The sequence below is a fragment of the Candidatus Saganbacteria bacterium genome (assembly GCA_026387835.1).
In the GTDB taxonomy this organism is placed as follows: domain Bacteria; phylum Margulisbacteria; class WOR-1; order JAKLHX01; family JAKLHX01; genus JAPLKZ01.
The window spans coordinates 66696-86081 of the sequence record JAPLKZ010000011.1 but is presented as its reverse complement, the minus strand read 5'-3'; the positions used below and the strand labels follow the sequence as shown (position 1 = coordinate 86081).

The window sequence follows — 19386 nt, the reverse complement described above, 5'->3', positions numbered from 1 at the left end:
GCTGACACAAAAGAGTTCGAAGAAGCGGTCAAATCGGTCCATTCCCAGTTCGCAAAGATCGATATCCTGGTAAATAACGCCGGAATAACGCGGGACGGCCTGATAATGAGGATGAAAGAAGAAGACTGGGACCTGGTGCTTGATGTCAATCTAAAAAGCGTTTTCAACGGCATCAAGGCTGTCTCCCCTGTTATGATGAAACAAAGGTCCGGCAGGATAATAAATATCGCTTCCATCGTCGGGGAGATGGGGAACGCGGGGCAGGCCAATTATTCCGCTTCAAAAGGCGGAGTGATCGCCCTGACAAAGACAGCGGCAAGAGAGCTTGCCAGCCGCGGGATTACGGTCAACGCGGTCGCGCCAGGCTTCATCGACACCGAGATGACAAAAAAACTGCCAGCCGATATCCAGGAAAAACTTAAGGCTCAGATTCCGATGGGCTCTCTGGGCCTGCCCCGTGACGTTGCTAAAGCTGTTGTCTATCTCGCGTCCGACGCGGGATACGTGACCGGCCAGGTCATCAACGTCAACGGCGGGATGTACATGTAAGGGAAAGTCAAATAGTTAAAAGGGGGTGAGTTAATTGGCACTTGATGAACAGAAAGTATTTGAGGACGTTAAGAAAGTAGTCGTTGAACAGCTCGGGGTGAGCGACGCGGAGGTGACAAAGACCGCTTCCTTTGTCGACGACCTGGGAGCTGATTCCCTTGATACCGTAGAGCTGGTCATGGCTCTTGAAGAATCTTTCGGTCTTGAGATACCTGACGAGGAAGCCGAAAAGATAAAGACTGTCGGGGACACGGTCACGTATGTAATGTCCCATTCCAAGAATTAAAGGCCCATTAAGGACGTTCGGCAACGCGTTTTACTAAAAAACGTTCTGTCGGCCGTATTATTTATTATGAAACTGCCGGAACTTAAAATCGGCGATCTGGTAGCAAAAATACCGATCATACAGGGAGGGATGTCCATAAGGATATCCACCGGAAAGCTCGCGGGCTCTGTGGCCGCTACCGGCGCCGTTGGTGTCATTGGCGCCTCGGGAATGGAGCATGATGAGCTCGCCAACGAGATAAGGATCGCAAGGAAGATAGCCAATGGCGGCATAATCGGGATCAACATCCTTTATGCCGCGAAAGATTTTCTCGGGATCGTCAACACCGCCATAAGGGAAAAGATCGACTTTATTACTTCCGGAGCGGGCTTTTCCAGGGACATCTCGGCACCCTTGATAAGGACACGGAGACTCTTTTAAAAGAAGTCAAAGAAGCCGTGTCCGATATCCCTGTCATCGCGGCAGGAGGCATAACCGACGGCGAAAGGATCGCGAAGATGATAAGTCTCGGCGCCGACGGAGTGCAGATAGCCACGAGTTTTATCCTGGCCGAGGAATGTAACGCCGCGCCCGAGTACAAAGCGGTCCACCAGAGAGCGACAAAGCCAGAGGATGTGATCATAATCAAAAGTCCCGTGGGCCTTCCAGGAAGGGCTCTTATAACAAAGCTTACGGAAAATATGGACAAAGGCATTTATCCGGACATCCCCTATTGCGATGACTGCCTGAAAAACTGCTCGAAGCAGTACTGCATATTTGACGTGCTTAAGAAATCCCAAAAAGGAGATGTCGACAACGGCCTCGTCTTTTCGGGAGAAAGAGTCTGCAGGATCAAAGACAGGCGCATCAGGCCGGCCGCTGATATTATCAACGATCTGGTGAGGGAATCCCAGGCATGCCTGGACATCGTTTCGCAAAAAGCCTGCGGTAAAATTGCCGCGGCCTGACCTTCTCAGGAGGATAACAAAGGATGAGCGATCAAAAAAAAGTAGTAGTGACCGGCATCGGAGCCGTGACACCCGTCGGGCTCGGTAAAGACGCTTTCTGGGAAGCTTTAAAAGCGGGGACCAGCGGCATAAGGCGTATAACTCATTTTGATCCCGCGGCCTTTGACTGCCAAATCGCCGGCGAACTGAAGGGTTTTGACCCGTCAGCCTATCTTGACAAAAAAGAAGCAAGGCGGCTGGTCAGGTTCATCCAGTTCGCGGTCGCCGCTTCGCAGATGGCGCTGAAAGATGCTAACCTTGAGATAAATCCCGATACCGCTCCTTCGATCGGGGTCATTATCGGCTCAGGGATCGGCGGGATCCAGTTCCTTGAAGAACAAGCGCATATATTAAAAGAAAAAGGCCCGGGAAAGACATCCCCTTTTATGGTACCGCTTATGATAAACGACATGGCGGCAGGAATGGTGTCCGTTAATACGGGAGCAAAAGGGCCTAACTCGTGCGTGACCACGGCCTGCGCTTCCGGGACGAACGCGATAGGCGACGCTTATGAGATCATCAGAAGAGGTGAAGCGGCCGCCATGATATCAGGCGGCACTGAAGCATCTATAACCCCTCTCGGTATCGCGGGTTTTTGCGCTGCCCAGGCGCTCTCGTGCAGAAATGACTCTCCCGAAACAGCATCGCGGCCTTTCGATAAAGAACGCGACGGTTTTGTAATGGGGGAAGGCTCCGGCATTGTAATACTTGAAGAACTTGAACACGCGAAAAAAAGAGGGGCGACGATATACGCCGAGGTCATCGGCTACGGGATGAGCGGCGACGCCTATCACATGACAGCGCCTGCTGCCGACGGCAACGGCGCCATCAGGGCGATGAAAGCCGCCCTTAAGAGCGCGCGCCTGAGCCCCGACAAGATCGATTATATCAACGCCCACGGCACTTCCACCCAGATGAACGACAAGATAGAGACGCTCGCGATAAAGGATGTCTTCGGGGACCATGCCAGGAAGGTGGCGATAAGTTCAACAAAATCCATGGTCGGGCATCTTCTGGGAGCAGCCGGCGCGGTTGAGTTCGCGGCCAGCGTGCTTTCGATAAAACATAGTTTTGTCCACCCGACGATCAACTACAGTGTCCCCGATCCCGAATGTGATCTTGATTATGTCCCGAACAAAGGACGAGAGATGAAGGTAAATGTTATTATGAGCAATTCATTCGGTTTCGGCGGTCATAATGCGATACTTATAGCCAGGAAGTTCAACGGCTGATCACTGCGGCAACGTTATTATAATATCTGTTCCCTGCCCCGATCTGCTTTCAGCTCTTACCGCGCCGCCGTGTCCCTCGATCACTTTCCTGACTATGGCAAGGCCCAGTCCTATCGCGTTCTTTTTGGTGGTGTAGAAGGGATCGAATATTTTATCGATCGTATTATGATGGATGCCTGAGCCCGTATCGGAGACCCTGACGACGACTTTCCCTTCCTCTTTTTTTCCTGAAACAGAAATTTTACCGCCGTACGGCATGGCTTCCATCGAATTAATAAACAGGTTCAGCATGACATGCCTGATCCTGTCCTTGTCCGCGTTGATCTCGATGTCATCGTTTATGTCTTCCTCAAGAGTTATATTCTTGTTCCTTGCTTCGAATTTTATTATACCGAGCATGCTGCCGACGGTATCTTTAAGATTTATCCTCTCAAGACCGTACTTGAATTCCCTTGAGTATTCCAGGATCCCCGTCAGGATCAGCCGGAGACGTTCGACTTCGAACGGAAGGTATTCCTGGGCGTTATTTAAGAACCCGGGATCATCCCACCTGCGCGCGAACTGCCTGCTGAAGCTTATTATAGGCGCGAGAGCGGCTCTTGCTTCGCGCGCGACATTCGCTGCCGCGGCCCCGAGGTCCGATAGCCGTTCGATCTGCAGTTTCCTTTTTTTAGCCTCTATCATCGCCTGGTAAAGCACCGCGTTCTCGATATTGAGGACCGCCTGGCTGGCTATTGTCTCCAGCAATAATATGTCTTCCGAAGTGAACTGGTCCTGGGACTTTTTTTCGTCGGCGATAAGGAACGCGATCAGCCTGTAATCTTTTTTTCTTGAAAGACTGGACACGCAGATCCTCGCGTTCATGTTCTTCATCTCCTCGTAAAGCACCCTGGAGGTATTATTCCCTTCCTGCTGCATCATCGCTTTTTGCTCGTCCCTCAATACCACTTTCCGGCTTTTTTTGATCTCTAGGATCAGCGGGTCGTTATCCGAAAATGTCTTTGTTTTTTGCTCTGCCATAGTCCCTCTCGCGTCATAGCAGATATATTTTCTCTGGTCCTCATCAAAAATATACGTCGCGCACCCACTCAACTTGAATATTTTGTATGCCGCCCTGTTTATATACTCGGCAAGGTCTTCCACCTTCATCAGCTTGTTTATGCCGTCCGAGAATTTGACCCTTATTTTATCGGCCTCATACCTAGTTTTGAAAAAAGTTTTGTCAATCCTCTGCTGCAGGTAGTTCTTCAACGGCTGAAAGAAGATGGCGAGCACGAACAGTGATGGGATCGTCACCCACATAAAGTTGTAACCTGTCAGTGTCTTAAAAAAGAAGTCGGAGATATAGATCAGCGAAAAATAGACGGCGGAAATGACGGCAGTGAGAGATGAATATAATAACGTTTTCCTTATTATTACTTCGATCTCCATTAATCTATACCGCGTGATTGCATAAGCTATTGTTATTTCATAGAAGGAAAGTGCTGTCGAAGATATTAAATTAAATATTGCATCTGCAGGATATCTGATCTTGAACATTATCAAAGCAAAATAACTACTGCCTCCAATAATCAAAAAGCCGAAAGAAATCAACAAATAATAGGCTTGTAGTTTTATCTGCCCAAAAGATCTTCTTATTAAATCGTATAGATCGTAAAGGGCAACCCCTACTATAGAAGTAAAAAACACGAGATATATATACCAGCCAATTGAAGGAACGGTGACAAATCTGTTGCCTTGCAAATAAACCACGCCGAACCTGAATACCGGGGAAAAGTTCATAAAAAATAATGTTATGCTTGCCAGGTAGCATATTATTGTCAAACCCTTCCTTTTGATCTTTGTGAACTCACCCGAAAGATGAAAAAATATTGTTGGCGCAAACACCGCTGCGCAGTACAGCACAATATCATAATATTGTGCAAGCATAAAGCTGTGCGTGTAACTTTGCATAAAACAGGAGAATGCCCAAATAGATAATATTAAGCTGAATATAAGGAAAAGCCTGTTCCTTTTCAGTCTGCTGTTATAAAGATAAACGCTCAAACCCAGCATTATGCAGATCACCGAAGCAATTACAGGGGATATCTGGCTGATAAAAACGATCAGTTTTATCATTTATTTGCGTTTGTTAAAAAACAATCGAGCATTTCCTTGATCGTGATATTTATAGTGATCTTATTTTCCGCCAGCATTTTTATTGTTTCTGGAATTCCCTTTTCTTTTGCGATTTTGATCAGCTCTTCTTTTTTGATCTCCATATCTATATTATCCCGATATCCCTGCCAAGCTTCGTTAATATTTGCACTGTTTTTTCTATATGCTCGTTAGTATGGGAAGCTGTCACCACAAATCTTAACCGTCCCTGCTTTTTTGAAACTACCGGGTATGAAACCCAATTTGTAAATATTCCATTGCTAAAAAGTTCCTTGCATAATCGTGATAATTTTGATTCGTCAGATACATAAACCGGGACAATAGGGCTTTTGCTATTCCCAACATTGAATCCGGATTTTTTAACCATTTCCCTAAACTTTTTTGTATTTTCCCAAAGTTTCTTCGCCAGCGTCTTGTCTTCTCTGATCAATTTTAATGCCGCAATTGACACCGCCGCATCGACCGGAGGAATGCTGGCTTGGAATAAATATGGGTTGGAGTTAAATCTAATGTATGAACAATAATATTTTTCCGTTGCCACAAATCCGCCTATCGAAGCTGTTGCCTTGCTCAATGTGGACATAATAAATTCCGTATCGTCTCCACATCCTAAATGCTCACATAGGCCAGCACCCTTTTGGCCGTAAAACCCAAATGCGTGCGCTTCATCAACATACAAATAAAATCCATGCTTCTTTTTCAGTTTAATGTATTCTTTCAAAGGAGCTTCGTCGCCGCTCATACTGAAAACTGATTCCGTCAAGATAAATATATTTTTATATTTATTTCTGTCTGTTTTTTTCAGTATGTCTTCCAGATAGTTTATATCATTATGCTTGAACACCCTGAAATCAGCCCCTGACATTGTTACGGCATCAATTATGCTTGCATGGCTTTCCCTGTCAATTATCAACAGATCATTTTTATCGGCAAGAGCGCTTATTGCTCCGAGGTTTGTTGTATACCCCGTTGAAAAAAGAACTGACTCCGGTTTTCCTTCTATATTTGCTAAGTCTTCTTCCAACTTCTTATGTATTTCACTAAATCCTCCGGACACGGCTGAAGTTCCGCACCCCGTTCCATTACTACTTAAAACTTCTGCCGCATAATCTATTATTTTCTGATTTTTGTTTAGCCCCAAGTAGTGATTGCTGCACCAGACAATGCAATCGACTTCCTTTTTATCGTCCGGTGATATTATTTTTGAATATATTTTATTCCCTTGTTTCATGTATCTATTATAAGGAAATATTCCGAGATTGTTTTGAGCGGAGATCACCAGGTAAGTAATTATTGCTTTTTTATTCAGTTCGCCGACATTTTTCCCTTTTAAAGACCGTATTAGCTTGCCGACCTGAATATTTTCTGATTCATTGATCAACTCTGAAACTTGTTTATCTAAAATATTTTCGTTCATCGCCATTTTATTTTAGAGTAAGTTTATCATATATATAGAATGTTGTCTAATATTTTTATGAGGCAAGGAAACACTATAATGCGAACGCCAATTTGAACGTTGTCCCCGCCCCCACCCTGCTTTCAACAGATAATTGCCCCCTATTAGCTTCAACCGCCTTCTTCACGATAGCAAGACCGAGGCCTGTGCCCTGCTCTTTCGTGGTAAAGAAGGGCTCAAATATCTTTTGGAGCTTTGCTTCGGGTATGCCGCAGCCGGTATCGGAGATGCTTATAAATAATTGTTCGGCCCCGGTTTCTGCCTTTACCGCCAGCTTGCCATCCTTCTGCATCGCATCAAGCGCGTTTAGGAAGAGGTTCAGGAATACCTGTTTTATGCTGTTCCGGTCTACTTTTATCGTCGCATTTTCATCGACATTTATTTCTATCGCGATATTCTTTCCCTTCGCGTGGTCCCTCACGAGGATTACAGTTTCATCTATGATCTTCTTTAAACTCTCTTCTTTTATCTCTATTGCCGTCGGGTTTGAATAGTCAACAACTCCTTCCATCAGTATCCTCATCCTCTCTGTCTCTGACTCAAAGCTTTGCGATGCGCTCTTCAAGAATTCTTTATCATCCTTTTTGAGGTGAAGCACCTGCGCGAACAGGTTGATATAGTTAAGCGCGTTCTTCGCTTCGTGCGCGACGCCCGCCGCTGTCGAGCCAAGCTCCGACATCCTTCCTTTTTTGATCGACTGCTCTATCTCATCCACCTGCGCCTGGTACATGAGCGCGTTCTCGATGCTGACGGAAGCCTGACTTGAAAATGTCTCTAGGAGCGAGATATCCTCCGCCGAGAACATGTCGCCGCTCTCCTTTTCTCCGCCGATCAGAAAACCTACCACCTCTCCGCCTCTTTTGGAGGATATGCTAGGGACCAGGATGAAGGAATCGAGTTCCTCAAACCTCTCCATTATCCTCTTGTAATGGCCTTTTTCACTGCCTGTTGCCTGTTCCATCTTAAGCCTTATTTCTTCTTTCACGATCGCTTTTTTCGACGATCGCATTTCCGCAATAATTATGGCCTCAGCCGGAAAGAATGAGCCTTTGTATCTGCCAAAAGAGCCTCTTGAATCGAGGCACAGGTATTTCCCGTCTTTTTCACTGATGACAAATATTGCGGAGCCTTTCAGTTTAAATACTTTTACCGCGGCCCTTGTGATAAATGTCGCCAGGTCATCTATGTTCATCAGCTCCTTTATGCCGTTAGAGAATTTTTTAGCTATCCTATCGGCCAAATACTGCTTTCTAAAAATATTTCTCTCTATGAATCCCTGGACCTTTTCGCTGATCGGCTGGAAGAACAGCGCGAGGACGAATATCGCGGGAAGCGTGATCCACATTATATTGAACGGGACTATCGGCTTAAGCAGGTATTCGGAACCGTAGATGATCGACATGTAAAGCACGGAGAAAACCAATGTTATCGCGGAAAAGATCAGACCTTTGCGTATGATGACGTTGATATCCATGAGGCGGTAGCGGGTGATGGCATAGGAAATCGTTGCAAATGTAAAAAGTATTGGAATAAAACCAAAAGGATAATATTCTACGCCATAGTTCACTAGAAAATCTGAGGCTGCAAACGTGTAGAAAATCAAGGATAAAAGCACGTATTTTATCTGCTCTCTCTTTATTGAACTAATTTGTTCTGTAATCATTTTCTTGTAAAGTAAATATATTGCCCTTAAGTCTAATATTGTCAACATTAATAGATAAACCAGATGCAGATAATTCGCTTTTGGATAAAATCCCCAGAAATAAACATAATAGCCCTGAATAAAATAATTTGTAAACCAATTAAAATAAAGGAATATTATACCGATCAGATACGATAATTTAACGTATTTTTTTTCATTATCTGCTTTAATGAACTCCACAAAAAAATGATACAAAGTGATGGGAATTAGGATTATTCCTGAATAGCCCAATCTCACCAGTATCGAAGCTAATTGTTCATTTGAAGTAGAGAAGAGGAATACCCATGAGAATTGCCACCAAAAAGTGGATAAACAAGCCAGAAAAAATGCGACATTTATCTTTGATTTGGCATTATTCCGTAAAACAAATAGTCCAATAATCGCAAAAAGTAAAGAGCTAATTAATGGCGGGATAATATAGACATTCATACACGTTATTTAAATATTTTCCCTAATACATATTTCACTTCATCTGTATAAGGCCTTGCTTTTTCAACGATCTCCTTTGGTATTTTGATCGGCTCGCCATTTTTATCTGCAAATAATATGGCCTGATAACCTAATGCAAACAATAAATTATCTTTTTTTCTTCGATAATTAAATATCAGTTCTGAGCTTGCCGGTTTTACAGCCCCTACTTTTATGCCGATCTCAATATCATCATAGAGATAAACTTCGTGCTTGTATTCCACTGCCGCTCGTTTTGTAATTAGTTTTGTCCCCGTATTCATCAAATAAAAAGGATCCGGCATGATAACTCTAAAAAAAGCCTCTCTTGCCATACCCTGCCATTCAAAATATTTCGAAAAATATGCATTCCCGAAAGCGTTTGTGTCGCAAAGATATATTGTCTTTTCGAATATAAACTCTTTTGACATGATACACTCCTTTTCTCAATTTAAAAATGGTTTTCTTTTAGTTTTCAGGGTAAAGTTTATCACATATATATAAAGTTGTCCATAATTTTTGCACCGTTACAGCATTGGAAAAATGTTAGGTTAATTTCTTGTGCATAATTGTCCGGCCTCCAGTTCCCATCAAGTTTGCGCCAAGGATTGTGTCAATCTCGAACTTAGTTTTTTCTCGAAATACGCAAAATGAAGACAGCATTGTTTTTGGAATGGTATGGAGGTTGGGGCGGGAGAATGGCGTTCAGAGTTCCTACATTACAAACCCGGAAATGTCTTTTCTTCCGACAAGCTGATAAGAGCTGTTCTGATACTGCGCCCATTTTGCGGGCGGTCTTGGTTTTTTATTGCTTGTCCCCCATTTGAACTCATAGCCGTACAGCTTGTCCTGCCTTTCCTCGACCAGATCGACCTCGCTGCCGTCATAAGTTCTCCAGAAATACTGGCTTGCGTATATTTCATGATAGCTCCTGTACTTGAGCCGCTCAACGACCATGAGATTTTCCCATAGAGCGCCGGCATCGCTGCGGCTGTCCAGAAAATTAAAATTGTTTATGACTGCGTTCCTTATGCCCAGATCATAAAAGTACACCTTTTTATGACGGGAGATCTCTCTCCTCTTGTTTTTTGTGTAAGGTGGAAGCCTGAACACAACATAGTTCTTTTCGAGAAGATCTATATATCTTTCTATTGTTTTCTTGTCGATCTCGATCAGGTTCGAAAGCTCATTATACGAGACTTCCGATCCTATCTGAAGAGCAAGAGCCTTAATGAGCTTTCCCAGAATGTTTGCGTTCTTCACCTGCTGGAATTCCAGGATATCTTTGTACAGGTAGCTTGATGAAAGCTCTTTCAAAAGATCGATCTTGTCCCTGAACGAGCGCTGGAGCTGTATTTCCGGATAACTGCCGAACACCAATAGTTGTTCCAGTTGTTTGATAACTGCCAGCTGGCCTCCGGCTGCTTTTATTTCTTCGAGGCTTAAAGGGAAAAGTGTATATACATGCTTCCTGCCTGTCAAAGCCTCTTGTGTGCTGTCCAACAAATTAATGCTCGATGATCCGGTCACGATTATTTGTTTTTTCTTTTTATAGCGGTCGCAAAGCAGTTTCAACGTCTGCCCTATCGTCTCGACCTTCTGACCCTCGTCAATAAAGATGATCTTCGAATCCCCGATAAGCTGATCAAGGAACTCAAAATCCTTGTCCGAAAGCATCTCTCTGTCAGTCGGGTTATCGCAATTAAAGGCTCTAACCGTTCCTGAATATTCCGATCCCTTGATCAGGTTAATAGATAATGTTGTTTTTCCGGTTTGTCTGGCGCCGGTTATAATTATCGCCTTTCCCTTGAACATTTTCCTTTTTATCTTTTCAGTTAAAAGTCTTTTAAACATTCCTCACTCCTTTAAATTCCAATTAGCGTAATTTAGTGATTCAATCCCCTATTTTACGCCACGCGCTTTGAATTGTCAATCTGACTAATCGCTGGCCCACACCTTTTCCCGCCAAGTTTGCGCCAAGGATTGCGTCAAGCAAAATATTTTATATTGCCAATATATATCATTACTGCTAAAATTGATTGAAAATGAAACGCGCGTTCATAGCTGTGCTGGCCGTCACGCTGGCGGTCCTTATAAGTGGTGTGTTCGCGGATACCTATCCCCAGTTCGATATATCCGGCTTTAAGAAATGGTCGTACTACAGGGTCCAGGCGGAACCGATGTCGAACTATTTCATCGCCCTCACCCAGCTCGGAGGCCAGTCGCAGAACGCCCTCGCGGGGCAGTGGCAGGAAAGACTGACCTTGAAGATAGACAGCAAGCTGAACGATCATCTCGGGGTCTCATATAATATTTTACAGGAGCCCGATACGCCCCAGGTATCTGATGTTAAGGTGAAATACGACAACACGGAGCTGACATTCGGCGATTTCACTGCAAGTTTTTCTGGCAACGAATTCGTTTCGGCGACAAAGTACCTGAACGGCGTGATGCTGACCTCGTCCGGAGATAATTACACTTTCACCCTGGTCCCGTCAACAAAGCTCAAAAGCAACAACCAGCCGATCAGCACCGTGATCGGCAACAATACAAGGGGCCCTTACAGCCTCGGTCACGGATCGATCCTTGAGAGTTCTGAAAAGATCCTCCTGAACAATATCCCGCTCACAAGGGGGACCGATTACACGATCGATTACTTTGAGGGCAAGATAACTTTTGCCAGGATACTGACAGCCGCCGACCAGTTCACGTACACTTACGAATTCACCAACCTTTTTGACCTGTTCTTTCCCACGGTGTCAAAACGCGACTTTTTCGGCGTCCAGGGATCTTACACGTCTAAAAGGATGTTCTTTGAAAAAGCCGAGGTCATACCGTCTATGCCGATATCATATGAAGCAAACGATGAATTCCCGACGTCATTTTCTTATTCGGATGCCGGACCGGTCGTCGTCCCCGCCACCGGAGAATCCGGTTATCTGACTTCCACGGAAGCGGCACCTTCATCCGCTGAAACGCTTAAACCGGAGTTCGTGAGACCGTCTTTTATCAGCGAAGAAGCCATGGGATTGTACCGGCTGAAGCATTTTCCCGTGGTAGAGTATTCGGAATCTGTCTATCACAAAGGGACGCTCCTGAAAAAATACGAGGACTATGTCATAGATTATACTTACGGGACTATAACAGCCATGCTGGAAGACATGCCCACAAGCGATGATACTCTTTCTGTAAAATACAGCTATTACAACGTCTCGGGCGAATCCGAGGTCATATCAGGGATCGACAGCAAGGGGCCGTATGAGATGACCGAATATCCTGTCGTAAAGAACTCCGAGCGCATCGAGGTGGACGGCAAGAAGAACTTCAGGGGCCTGGATTACACGATAGATTATAATTCCGGAAAAATAACTTTTAACACAAAAATAAATGCCGCCTCAAAAATAAACGCTTCCTATTCCTTTGTGATACATACTGATGCTTTGGTCCCCCCGAGCAAAAGCTCATTCACTTTGGGGGCCACATATCTGAAAGAGTCCGCCAAAAAAGGCTCCGCCGCCGCAACAGCCACTCTTGTCGAAGCCAGAAAAGGAAGCGAGATAACGAACAATCTTCTCAACCTGAAGCATTTCCCTCTTGACCCGTCACAGACGGTATCCGTGACCGTGAACGGTACCCCTTTCGCTGATTTCTACGTGCCGACTTCAGAAGCAATAGGCCTTCATATGCCTTATCTGAACGATAAAGACGATGCGAGCGACGGCTATGCGACAGGCACATTAAAATTCACATCCACGCTTGACGCGTCAGCGGATATAGCGGTCAACTATGTTTACAAGAAAAGTATTTACGGAAAATTCAGCGGCCGCGGCAACGGGAGTACGGGACCTTATTATCTGACGAGCATCAACTCCGTAGTGCCGGCGACCGATACCAACATGCAGGTCAGGACTGACGGCAGTTCCGTCATCGATACATTTACGCGTAACAGCTCGAGAGAAGTAGCGGACGGCAAATACAAGATAAACTACAACTTCCCGTACACTCCCTACATAACTTTTAACGATCCGTTCCCTAACCAGAAGAAGTTCGACATAACGTTCTATTACATACCCGCGAGCGCGTCTGTCCAGGACAGCGACATCAACCACGACGTGACTGGCGTGAACACGAATATCACGATCGGACCCGACACCGTGATCGACGCGGCGGTCGGCATCAGCAGGACCGACCAGGTGATAATGTCGGAATCAACACAGGACACGATCATCGGGAACAACACCCGCGGACCGTACAGCCTGTCGCACAACAATATCATAGAGGGCTCGGAAAAGGTCTTTTTGAACAATTTCCAGATGAACAAGGACGTCGACTATTTTATGAACTATCAGAGCGGCCAGCTGAGTTTCTATTATCTCACGATAAAACCTGCGGATACGATGGTCATACAGTACGATTACCAGTCGTCGTCCGGAATATCAACAGGGTCTACCGTCAAGACCGGCGCCGCATACAGGGTCAATGCGGCCACAAAAGCCGGGCCGTTCTCGGTCGGTGCTTACATCAAAGAGATCAATGCCGATTATACTCCTTTCGAATCCACCAATATCGGCACCGGAAGCCAGCAGAAAAGGATCGATCTCGGGTACAGTTCCGGGGAATCTCTGTCCGTAGCCTCAAGCATACTCGAGACCAAGAGCCAGATCGGCACGTACACGGGCTATTACACCTGGAATACCGACAGGAACATAGGTATCGGCGTGAATCCTAAAGGCCTTGTCCAGATTAACATGAACTTCAGGAATTACAAGGTCATGGACGACATCCTGCCGGGATCGACAACGCATCAGTCAAACAACATCACGAACTCGCTCGCTTTTTCCGTCGTCCCAAAGAGCGTTGATTCGAAATACGTGGCTTTCACCAACAGGGAGGATTTCTCCAAGAGCGAGACGACCAACTTTCTCGACGACTCCGGCTCTACCGTCGGATTTTTCCATACCGCTAACACGCTCAACGTGGCAAAAAGGCTGGGGCTTGGGTATGAGTTCCAGTACAGCGAACCAAAAAATCATACCAGCGAGGGAGTGACCTACTGCGAGATCTCGCGCGACAGCACGTACAATGCGGACTGGGACCTCACTTTCGGATTTCTGAAGAAATTCTCGACAAGGGCAAGACTGATCCAGCACGACCAGCTGAATGCCCTGACACTGGCCAAAGTCTTTACAAAGAACGAATCCTATAATGTCGTCCTTGATCCGCTCAGCAACCTTTCGGCCACGTATGATAAGAACCGTACCGAAACATTAAGCGTCCAGGCAGACCAGGAAAACCCAAATACAGAAAAAGACAACTATTCTGTCAGGTTCACGCCATTTTCCGTCCTGTCACTTGCCTACGGCAGATCCGACGACAAATCCCTGCAGGAGGCCGGGACAAGGAGTAAGGGCGTGGCAAAGAATGTTTCCGTAGACTTCACTCCATTTTCTTTTCTCAAGCTGGGTTCGAGGTGGGATACGCAGGAACGTCAGTCTTCCGCGCCGAGCGGGAGCTCCGAAATAATAACCGATCTCAACTCGGAGACAAAGAACTTCAACGGCAGCATCACTCCTTTCGGCTTGTTCACGCTGAATTCGGACTATATAATCGAGGATTATAACAACAATACCAGCGACGGGATTATAACCACTAAGACCGAAAACACCACATTAAAATACGGCCTGAGTTTTTCCCCGGTATCGATCCTCAGCTTTTCCGGGAATTATGCGATGAAGACGACAAAAGACCTTATTTTGAACGCGGAACGCCCGAAAGAAAATTTAGACGCGCAGACCACCCTGAAGATATTTAGCTGGGGGAGCCTTGTCTACAACTGGCAGCAGGAAAGGAACAAAGGCGAAGTGCAGGCCGGGGTCGTCACAAACCTTGACATACTTAAGGTGACGAACAGCTATTCCTTCAACATCACCCTCCCTCAGGAAAGCCTGATATTGTCGAGCATCGTGCTTTCGGCGACATACAAGGAGGTCGACTATACGGACTACCTTATATCTTCAAATAATTTCAGGGCAAATATGATGACGTTCGAGGGGACGATCAACTTTTAACTCACCCCGCCTCTCTTGTCAAGAGAGGGGAAGGGGGTGAGTTATTTCAAAACAATAATCTTTCCCTTCGCGGTGCTGAATCCTCCGGAAGTATCCTTTGCGATTATCTGGTACAGGTAGACCCCGTTCGCCGCGGTCTCGCCGTTTTCGAGCATCCCGTCCCAGGTGAGGCCGTTATATCCCAACACTCCTGTCCGGCTGAATGCTTTCATCACCTCCCCGGACATGGAATATATCCTGACGGTGACATCGGCCGTTTTGGAAAGATAATACGAAAGGGTCATGCTTGAAGATCCCGGAGCGAAGGGGTTGGGGCACGTCTGACTGTCCGAGATAGACATGGATTCACGGGAGACGATCGAGATCGTGTTGTATGATGCCGGGGCTCCGGAAGGAGATGTCGATGTGTTCCCTGCCGCGTCCGAAGCAGAGATATAATAATCAACATTGCTTTTCACGTCCGAAGCTTGGATAACTGCAGAATAGTCCGAAGAACCGGTCTCCGCGGACATCGCTGATGTCGTCCAGACATTGTAAAGATTCCTGCAGGTCAGGTTGGCTGTCGGGATCAATGTCGTCTCGTCGGTCACTTTTGCCGTTATGGTGATCACGGTACCGAACTTCGAACTTGTCACCGGTGTATGCGTTATAACCGGCGCATCGGTGTCCGGTTTCATGGCGGCTACTACAGCCGCATAAGCGTCTGCCCTGCCGCTGCCGTAGTCATAATTGGGATATGACGGGACATCGGATCTTTGGGAAGCCGTTTCTTTAATTATCCTCTTGACGGAAGAAGGGCTGAGAGTGCTGTTCGCTGACAACATCAATGCTACGACTCCGGCTATGTGCGGCGATGCCATCGAAGTCCCGCTCATGGCCGTATACGCACCGTCCTTATACGAAGATACTATTGCTTTTCCGGGTGCACTGATATCCGGCTTTGAATATGTCGTGGTGCCCCATATGATCGGACCGCGCGAGCTGAAATCGCATATCAGGTCATTTGGATCTACCGCTCCCGCGCTTAACGCACTCGGGCAGTTTGCCGGGCTTGTGGTCGTTCCTGCTTCCGGTCCGTAATTTCCTATCGCTCCTACAACGATCACTCCGAGAAGGGTATTCCATCTTTCTACCTCAGTGTTCCAGAATGAATCCGCGTCCCCTTTTGAAGCTCCGAGAGACAGATTTATGACTTTTGCCTCATTTGTAATAAGCCACTCCACCCCTCCCGCCACCTGGGCGTATGAAGCGTTGCCCGCATCATCAAATACTTTGGCTATCAAAAGCGAGGCCGAGGGCGCGACACCGATATACGGGCCCGAAGCATTCCCGCCTGCCGTTATGCCCGCGACATGCGTGCCGTGGCCATCCACATCGTTTGCTGTATCGCTTGTCTTGGTCCCGAGATCGTCAAATGTCGCGGACTTTAATATCCTTGCGGAAAGGTCGGGATGCGTGACAAGACATCCGGTATCAGCGATGCCTATCTTCACGCCATTGCCTTTATTCCCGAACGTCGTCCATACCGCATCCGCTCTTATCTGGCTGATATTAGGCTCGATAGTCCCGGAAGAAGTCCTCGTGCCCAGCGGGACTGTCGTTACCGGCTCTTTGGGAAGGGAAAATTTTCTGTTGAGGATGATCTTTTCTATATCGCTTCTACCCGAAAGTTCTTTTATGGTCTTTGTATCGGCGGACACCGCGATGCAATTGATGCTCCACAGGGAATTGAACGCCCTGACACGCTTCCCGGTTCTTTCCCTGACGAGGAACTCGGTCACATCTTTCTGCGAGTTCCTTGAGATATTCTTCAGGAGCATTACCCTTGAAGCGGCATCCTGCGGCATCATCGAAATACCCGCCGGCTGTTTCATAAAGACGATCGCCGAGATCTTTTCGGACGAAGAAGCTGTCCTGATCCTATCTATAAGTTGGGGGTCTACCTGAGCCGCGAACAGGCTTGCCGTGAGAAGGGGGAGAACAAAAAAGACAGCTATAAATTTTTTCATAACTGCTTTTTAGTATAACAAAATTACAATGCCGGCACAAATTAACGGGCCGGCCGGCCCAATGCTGTTTTTTTCTTTGAATGCTTGGCCTTTTTTACCTTGGGCCGGATATTTTTTAGTTTTTTACTTTTAATGGCTTTCTTCTGCGCAATGTCCGGGCCTTTGAGGGCGACATTGAATTTATATGTTTCGCCTCTCTTGACATCGACCGTATTATTGACGGGAACGGCCGGCACAAAGTTCTGCGGCAGGGAATCAATATTTATATTCAAGGAATGCCTGCCTTCTTTGACATCGTATATCACGTAGGTCCCGTCGGCAGCTGTAGGATACGTGCTGCCGTCAAACACAATGCCTATGCCGGCGGCCGGGATATCTTTCCCGTCAAACTTTCCGCTCTTATTCATATCTTTGAACGCTCTGCCGGTGACGGACGACTTTGATATCAGGCCGAAATCAGCCTTCATCGTCCTGCCTGCCGCCAGCTGTAAGACCTGCGGGTTTTGAGAAGTTAAAATATACCCCTGTCCGGTCGAAGCCTGATCCATCATTACGCTGGCCTGCCCTGCCCTTACGGCTTTGATAATATAGAGCCCCTGGCCGTTCGTGATGACGGTCACGCCGGCGATCGATACTTTCACGCCCGCAAGTCCCGCCTCGCTGTCATTCTTGATGCCGTCGCCGTTTGAATCGATGAACACGCAACCCTGTATATCCCCGTATCCGTTCCACGCGATATCCGAAAGGAACGCTGTCTTTAGCCCGACATTGATATGTTTTTCATTCCTGTCGGTCAGGTTGGAGCCGGTGCCGCTGTAATCGGCTGTCTTGCCCCTGATATAGATCTTGGTATCTTCATCCGGCTGGTAACCCAGTTCGACATCCGCCCATATCTCGGTCACGTTGCCGTTGTTCTCGGTCCCGGTGTAATAGTTCGAGTTGACAACGGTGTAGAACGGCGTTTTACCGATCTTTGAATCATAGTTCAGCGTTATTTTGAAAAAACCGTTGTTCTCCACGGAGGAATTCGCCAGGTATGTCTTAACATCCCATTCTTTTTCAAAATTCATCCCGAGCGTTTCGGTCAGGCCCATCTGCAGTCCGACAGAAGATTTATCGTTCTGGTAATTAGATTCCGACGAACTTGAAAAAGAATATTTTGTCGGCTCGTATTTAAAGTACACAACGTCAGACCCGATGAACTTAAACCCGAGGGAAAGCTGGGAAATGGCGCCCTCTGCCAGACCGCCGCTGGTATAAGCCCTGTGGTCCTGCATCCACGGCGAATACAAAAACCTGCTGTTGGGCGCCAGAGTAAGTTCGATCTCGCCTCTCATGTCCTTGTTATAAGTGTTGCTGCCGGCATCCTGGAGATAAGAGTTTTTATACCTGCTGCCGTCCGCGCTCAAACGCACAAATGAGAGCGGCCTGTAAGTGCCCGAAAGGAATAGCCCCTCGATCCCCCTCATGCTCACCGTGTCCACCGGAGTCTGGAAATTCGCTGGAACATTCCTGTACGTGCCGCTTAGATAAAGGTTTGACCAATTATATATCGCCTTTGCCTGCCACGCTTTCAGCTCCGACTGGCTTGCGTACTCGCCGGCAAGGGTCACCTGGCTGAACGGATTATATCTCGCGCCGATGCCAAATATCGTCGGGCTCGCGGCCGAAGCCTCTGCCGTGGACATGACAGCGTTGACATTTACGTTGAAATTCGCGGTCGGCTTCAACATGACGTCCGCCCCCAAAAATGACTGTACGGGTCTCGTGTCGTTCCTCACTTCTTTCCCCCAGTATCCGTTGCCTCTTGCTCCGCCTGCCACCTTGACCTCTAACAGGTCGGAAAGTTTGGATTGCAGATACAATCCCTGATAATGGATGTAGGGAAGGGTTATATCAGAAAAATTTGCCGTGTTATCGCCGAACGCCACATAATTTTTGTCGTCCTTGATGTTAAATAACATCTGTGTCACGCCGTATTTGAAATTGTAGCTTTCGTACTGGATATAAGAATCTGTTTTCCCGAGCGGGGTGTCACCGGCCATCTTTATTTGGTTTATTGAACCGTTGTACGCCCACCTGTTATTTGCATACTGCGAGTTGGAGCTCCCGCCGTATGACATGAACATATAGTTGAACTTCAACGGCGAATAAGTCCTTCCCTGCCCTTCGATGGCAGCCGCGCTGTCTAAGGCGGACCTTCTCTCCACGACGACTTTAATAGTGTTGACATAACCGTCGCTGCCGAAGAGATATACAAAAGTAGAGCCGGGACCTCCGCCGATTATTTTGAAAGATGTCGAACTTATTTTGACCGCCTGCGCGATGTCGGGATTGGCGCTCAGGACCTTGTAAAGGTTTCCCGTGACGAACGTCTTTTCCTCGACGGGAGAGAGATTAACATAAGTTGTGCTTTTAGCAAATGACGGGGCAAGCAGGACCGCCGGGAATAAACAGCATAACAATATAGTTAATATATATTTTTTCATCATAA

At 46.8% G+C, this 19386-nt stretch carries 12 protein-coding genes and 1 pseudogene; 5 read left to right on the top strand and 8 right to left on the bottom strand.

The genetic code is table 11. The features are described 5' to 3' along the window. From NTZ10_06180 to fabF, 4 genes and pseudogenes are all read left to right on the top strand, one after another. A partial coding sequence (locus NTZ10_06180) for an SDR family oxidoreductase (protein MCX5749811.1) occupies positions 1-549 on the top strand: 549 nt, incomplete at its 5' end. Between the two features lie 34 nt (positions 550-583). Next, positions 584-835, top strand: coding sequence for an acyl carrier protein (gene acpP / locus NTZ10_06175; protein ID MCX5749810.1), 252 nt, complete (start codon positions 584-586; stop codon positions 833-835). A 66-nt stretch (positions 836-901) separates the two neighbouring features. Continuing rightward, positions 902-1782, top strand: a pseudogene (locus NTZ10_06170) (nitronate monooxygenase). Positions 1783-1805: 23 nt separating this feature from the next. Continuing rightward, positions 1806-3053 (top strand): beta-ketoacyl-ACP synthase II, encoded by a 1248-nt coding sequence (fabF, locus tag NTZ10_06165; GenBank protein MCX5749809.1) that lies wholly within the window; start codon positions 1806-1808, stop codon positions 3051-3053. Here fabF and NTZ10_06160 read toward each other — a convergent pair whose 3' ends face one another. The 6 genes from NTZ10_06160 to NTZ10_06135 form a co-directional block, all read right to left on the bottom strand. After that, the gene (locus NTZ10_06160) at positions 3054-5171 is read right to left on the bottom strand and encodes an ATP-binding protein (GenBank protein ID MCX5749808.1); all 2118 of its coding nucleotides are present in this window, start codon (positions 5169-5171) and stop codon (positions 3054-3056) included. Further along, on the bottom strand, positions 5168-5314 hold the full coding sequence (locus NTZ10_06155; GenBank protein MCX5749807.1) for a hypothetical protein: 147 nt from the start codon (positions 5312-5314) through the stop codon (positions 5168-5170). The genes NTZ10_06160 and NTZ10_06155 overlap by 4 nt, the downstream gene beginning before the upstream one ends. 2 nt (positions 5315-5316) lie before the next feature. Beyond that, positions 5317-6627 carry an aminotransferase class I/II-fold pyridoxal phosphate-dependent enzyme gene (locus NTZ10_06150; GenBank protein MCX5749806.1) on the bottom strand — a complete coding sequence of 437 codons (1311 nt, stop codon included), beginning with the start codon at positions 6625-6627 and terminating at the stop codon, positions 5317-5319. Between the two features lie 73 nt (positions 6628-6700). Next, positions 6701-8140 carry an ATP-binding protein gene (locus NTZ10_06145; GenBank protein ID MCX5749805.1) on the bottom strand — a complete coding sequence of 480 codons (1440 nt, stop codon included), beginning with the start codon at positions 8138-8140 and terminating at the stop codon, positions 6701-6703. Between the two features lie 662 nt (positions 8141-8802). Next, a complete protein-coding gene (locus tag NTZ10_06140) occupies positions 8803-9150 on the bottom strand; it encodes a hypothetical protein (GenBank protein ID MCX5749804.1) in 348 nt (115 codons plus the stop codon). 379 nt (positions 9151-9529) lie between these two features. Beyond that, positions 9530-10669, bottom strand: coding sequence for an ATP-binding protein (locus NTZ10_06135; protein MCX5749803.1), 1140 nt, complete (start codon positions 10667-10669; stop codon positions 9530-9532). Between the two features lie 191 nt (positions 10670-10860). On the opposite strand from NTZ10_06135, the gene NTZ10_06130 reads away from it, so the two are divergent. After that, entirely contained in the window at positions 10861-14883 is a 4023-nt protein-coding gene (locus tag NTZ10_06130; protein ID MCX5749802.1) for a hypothetical protein, read from the top strand. Between the two features lie 41 nt (positions 14884-14924). Here NTZ10_06130 and NTZ10_06125 read toward each other — a convergent pair whose 3' ends face one another. Then, positions 14925-16892 carry a S8 family serine peptidase gene (locus NTZ10_06125; protein ID MCX5749801.1) on the bottom strand — a complete coding sequence of 656 codons (1968 nt, stop codon included), beginning with the start codon at positions 16890-16892 and terminating at the stop codon, positions 14925-14927. A gap of 41 nt (positions 16893-16933) precedes the next feature. Beyond that, positions 16934-19381, bottom strand: a complete 2448-nt coding sequence (locus NTZ10_06120; protein ID MCX5749800.1) for a pilus assembly protein N-terminal domain-containing protein — start codon at positions 19379-19381, stop codon at positions 16934-16936. Positions 19382-19386: the final 5 nt, after the last annotated feature.

Coding starts and splice junctions, on each gene's coding strand:
- fabF (MCX5749809.1), top strand. CDS start 1,806: ATGAGCGATCAAAAAAAAGTAGTAGTGACCGGCATCGGAGCCGTGACA.
- NTZ10_06160 (MCX5749808.1), bottom strand. CDS start 5,171: ATGATAAAACTGATCGTTTTTATCAGCCAGATATCCCCTGTAATTGCT.
- NTZ10_06155 (MCX5749807.1), bottom strand. CDS start 5,314: ATGGAGATCAAAAAAGAAGAGCTGATCAAAATCGCAAAAGAAAAGGGA.
- NTZ10_06150 (MCX5749806.1), bottom strand. CDS start 6,627: ATGAACGAAAATATTTTAGATAAACAAGTTTCAGAGTTGATCAATGAA.
- NTZ10_06145 (MCX5749805.1), bottom strand. CDS start 8,140: ATGGATATCAACGTCATCATACGCAAAGGTCTGATCTTTTCCGCGATA.
- NTZ10_06140 (MCX5749804.1), bottom strand. CDS start 9,150: ATGGCAAGAGAGGCTTTTTTTAGAGTTATCATGCCGGATCCTTTTTAT.
- NTZ10_06135 (MCX5749803.1), bottom strand. CDS start 10,669: ATGTTTAAAAGACTTTTAACTGAAAAGATAAAAAGGAAAATGTTCAAG.
- NTZ10_06130 (MCX5749802.1), top strand. CDS start 10,861: ATGAAACGCGCGTTCATAGCTGTGCTGGCCGTCACGCTGGCGGTCCTT.
- NTZ10_06125 (MCX5749801.1), bottom strand. CDS start 16,892: ATGAAAAAATTTATAGCTGTCTTTTTTGTTCTCCCCCTTCTCACGGCA.
- NTZ10_06120 (MCX5749800.1), bottom strand. CDS start 19,381: ATGAAAAAATATATATTAACTATATTGTTATGCTGTTTATTCCCGGCG.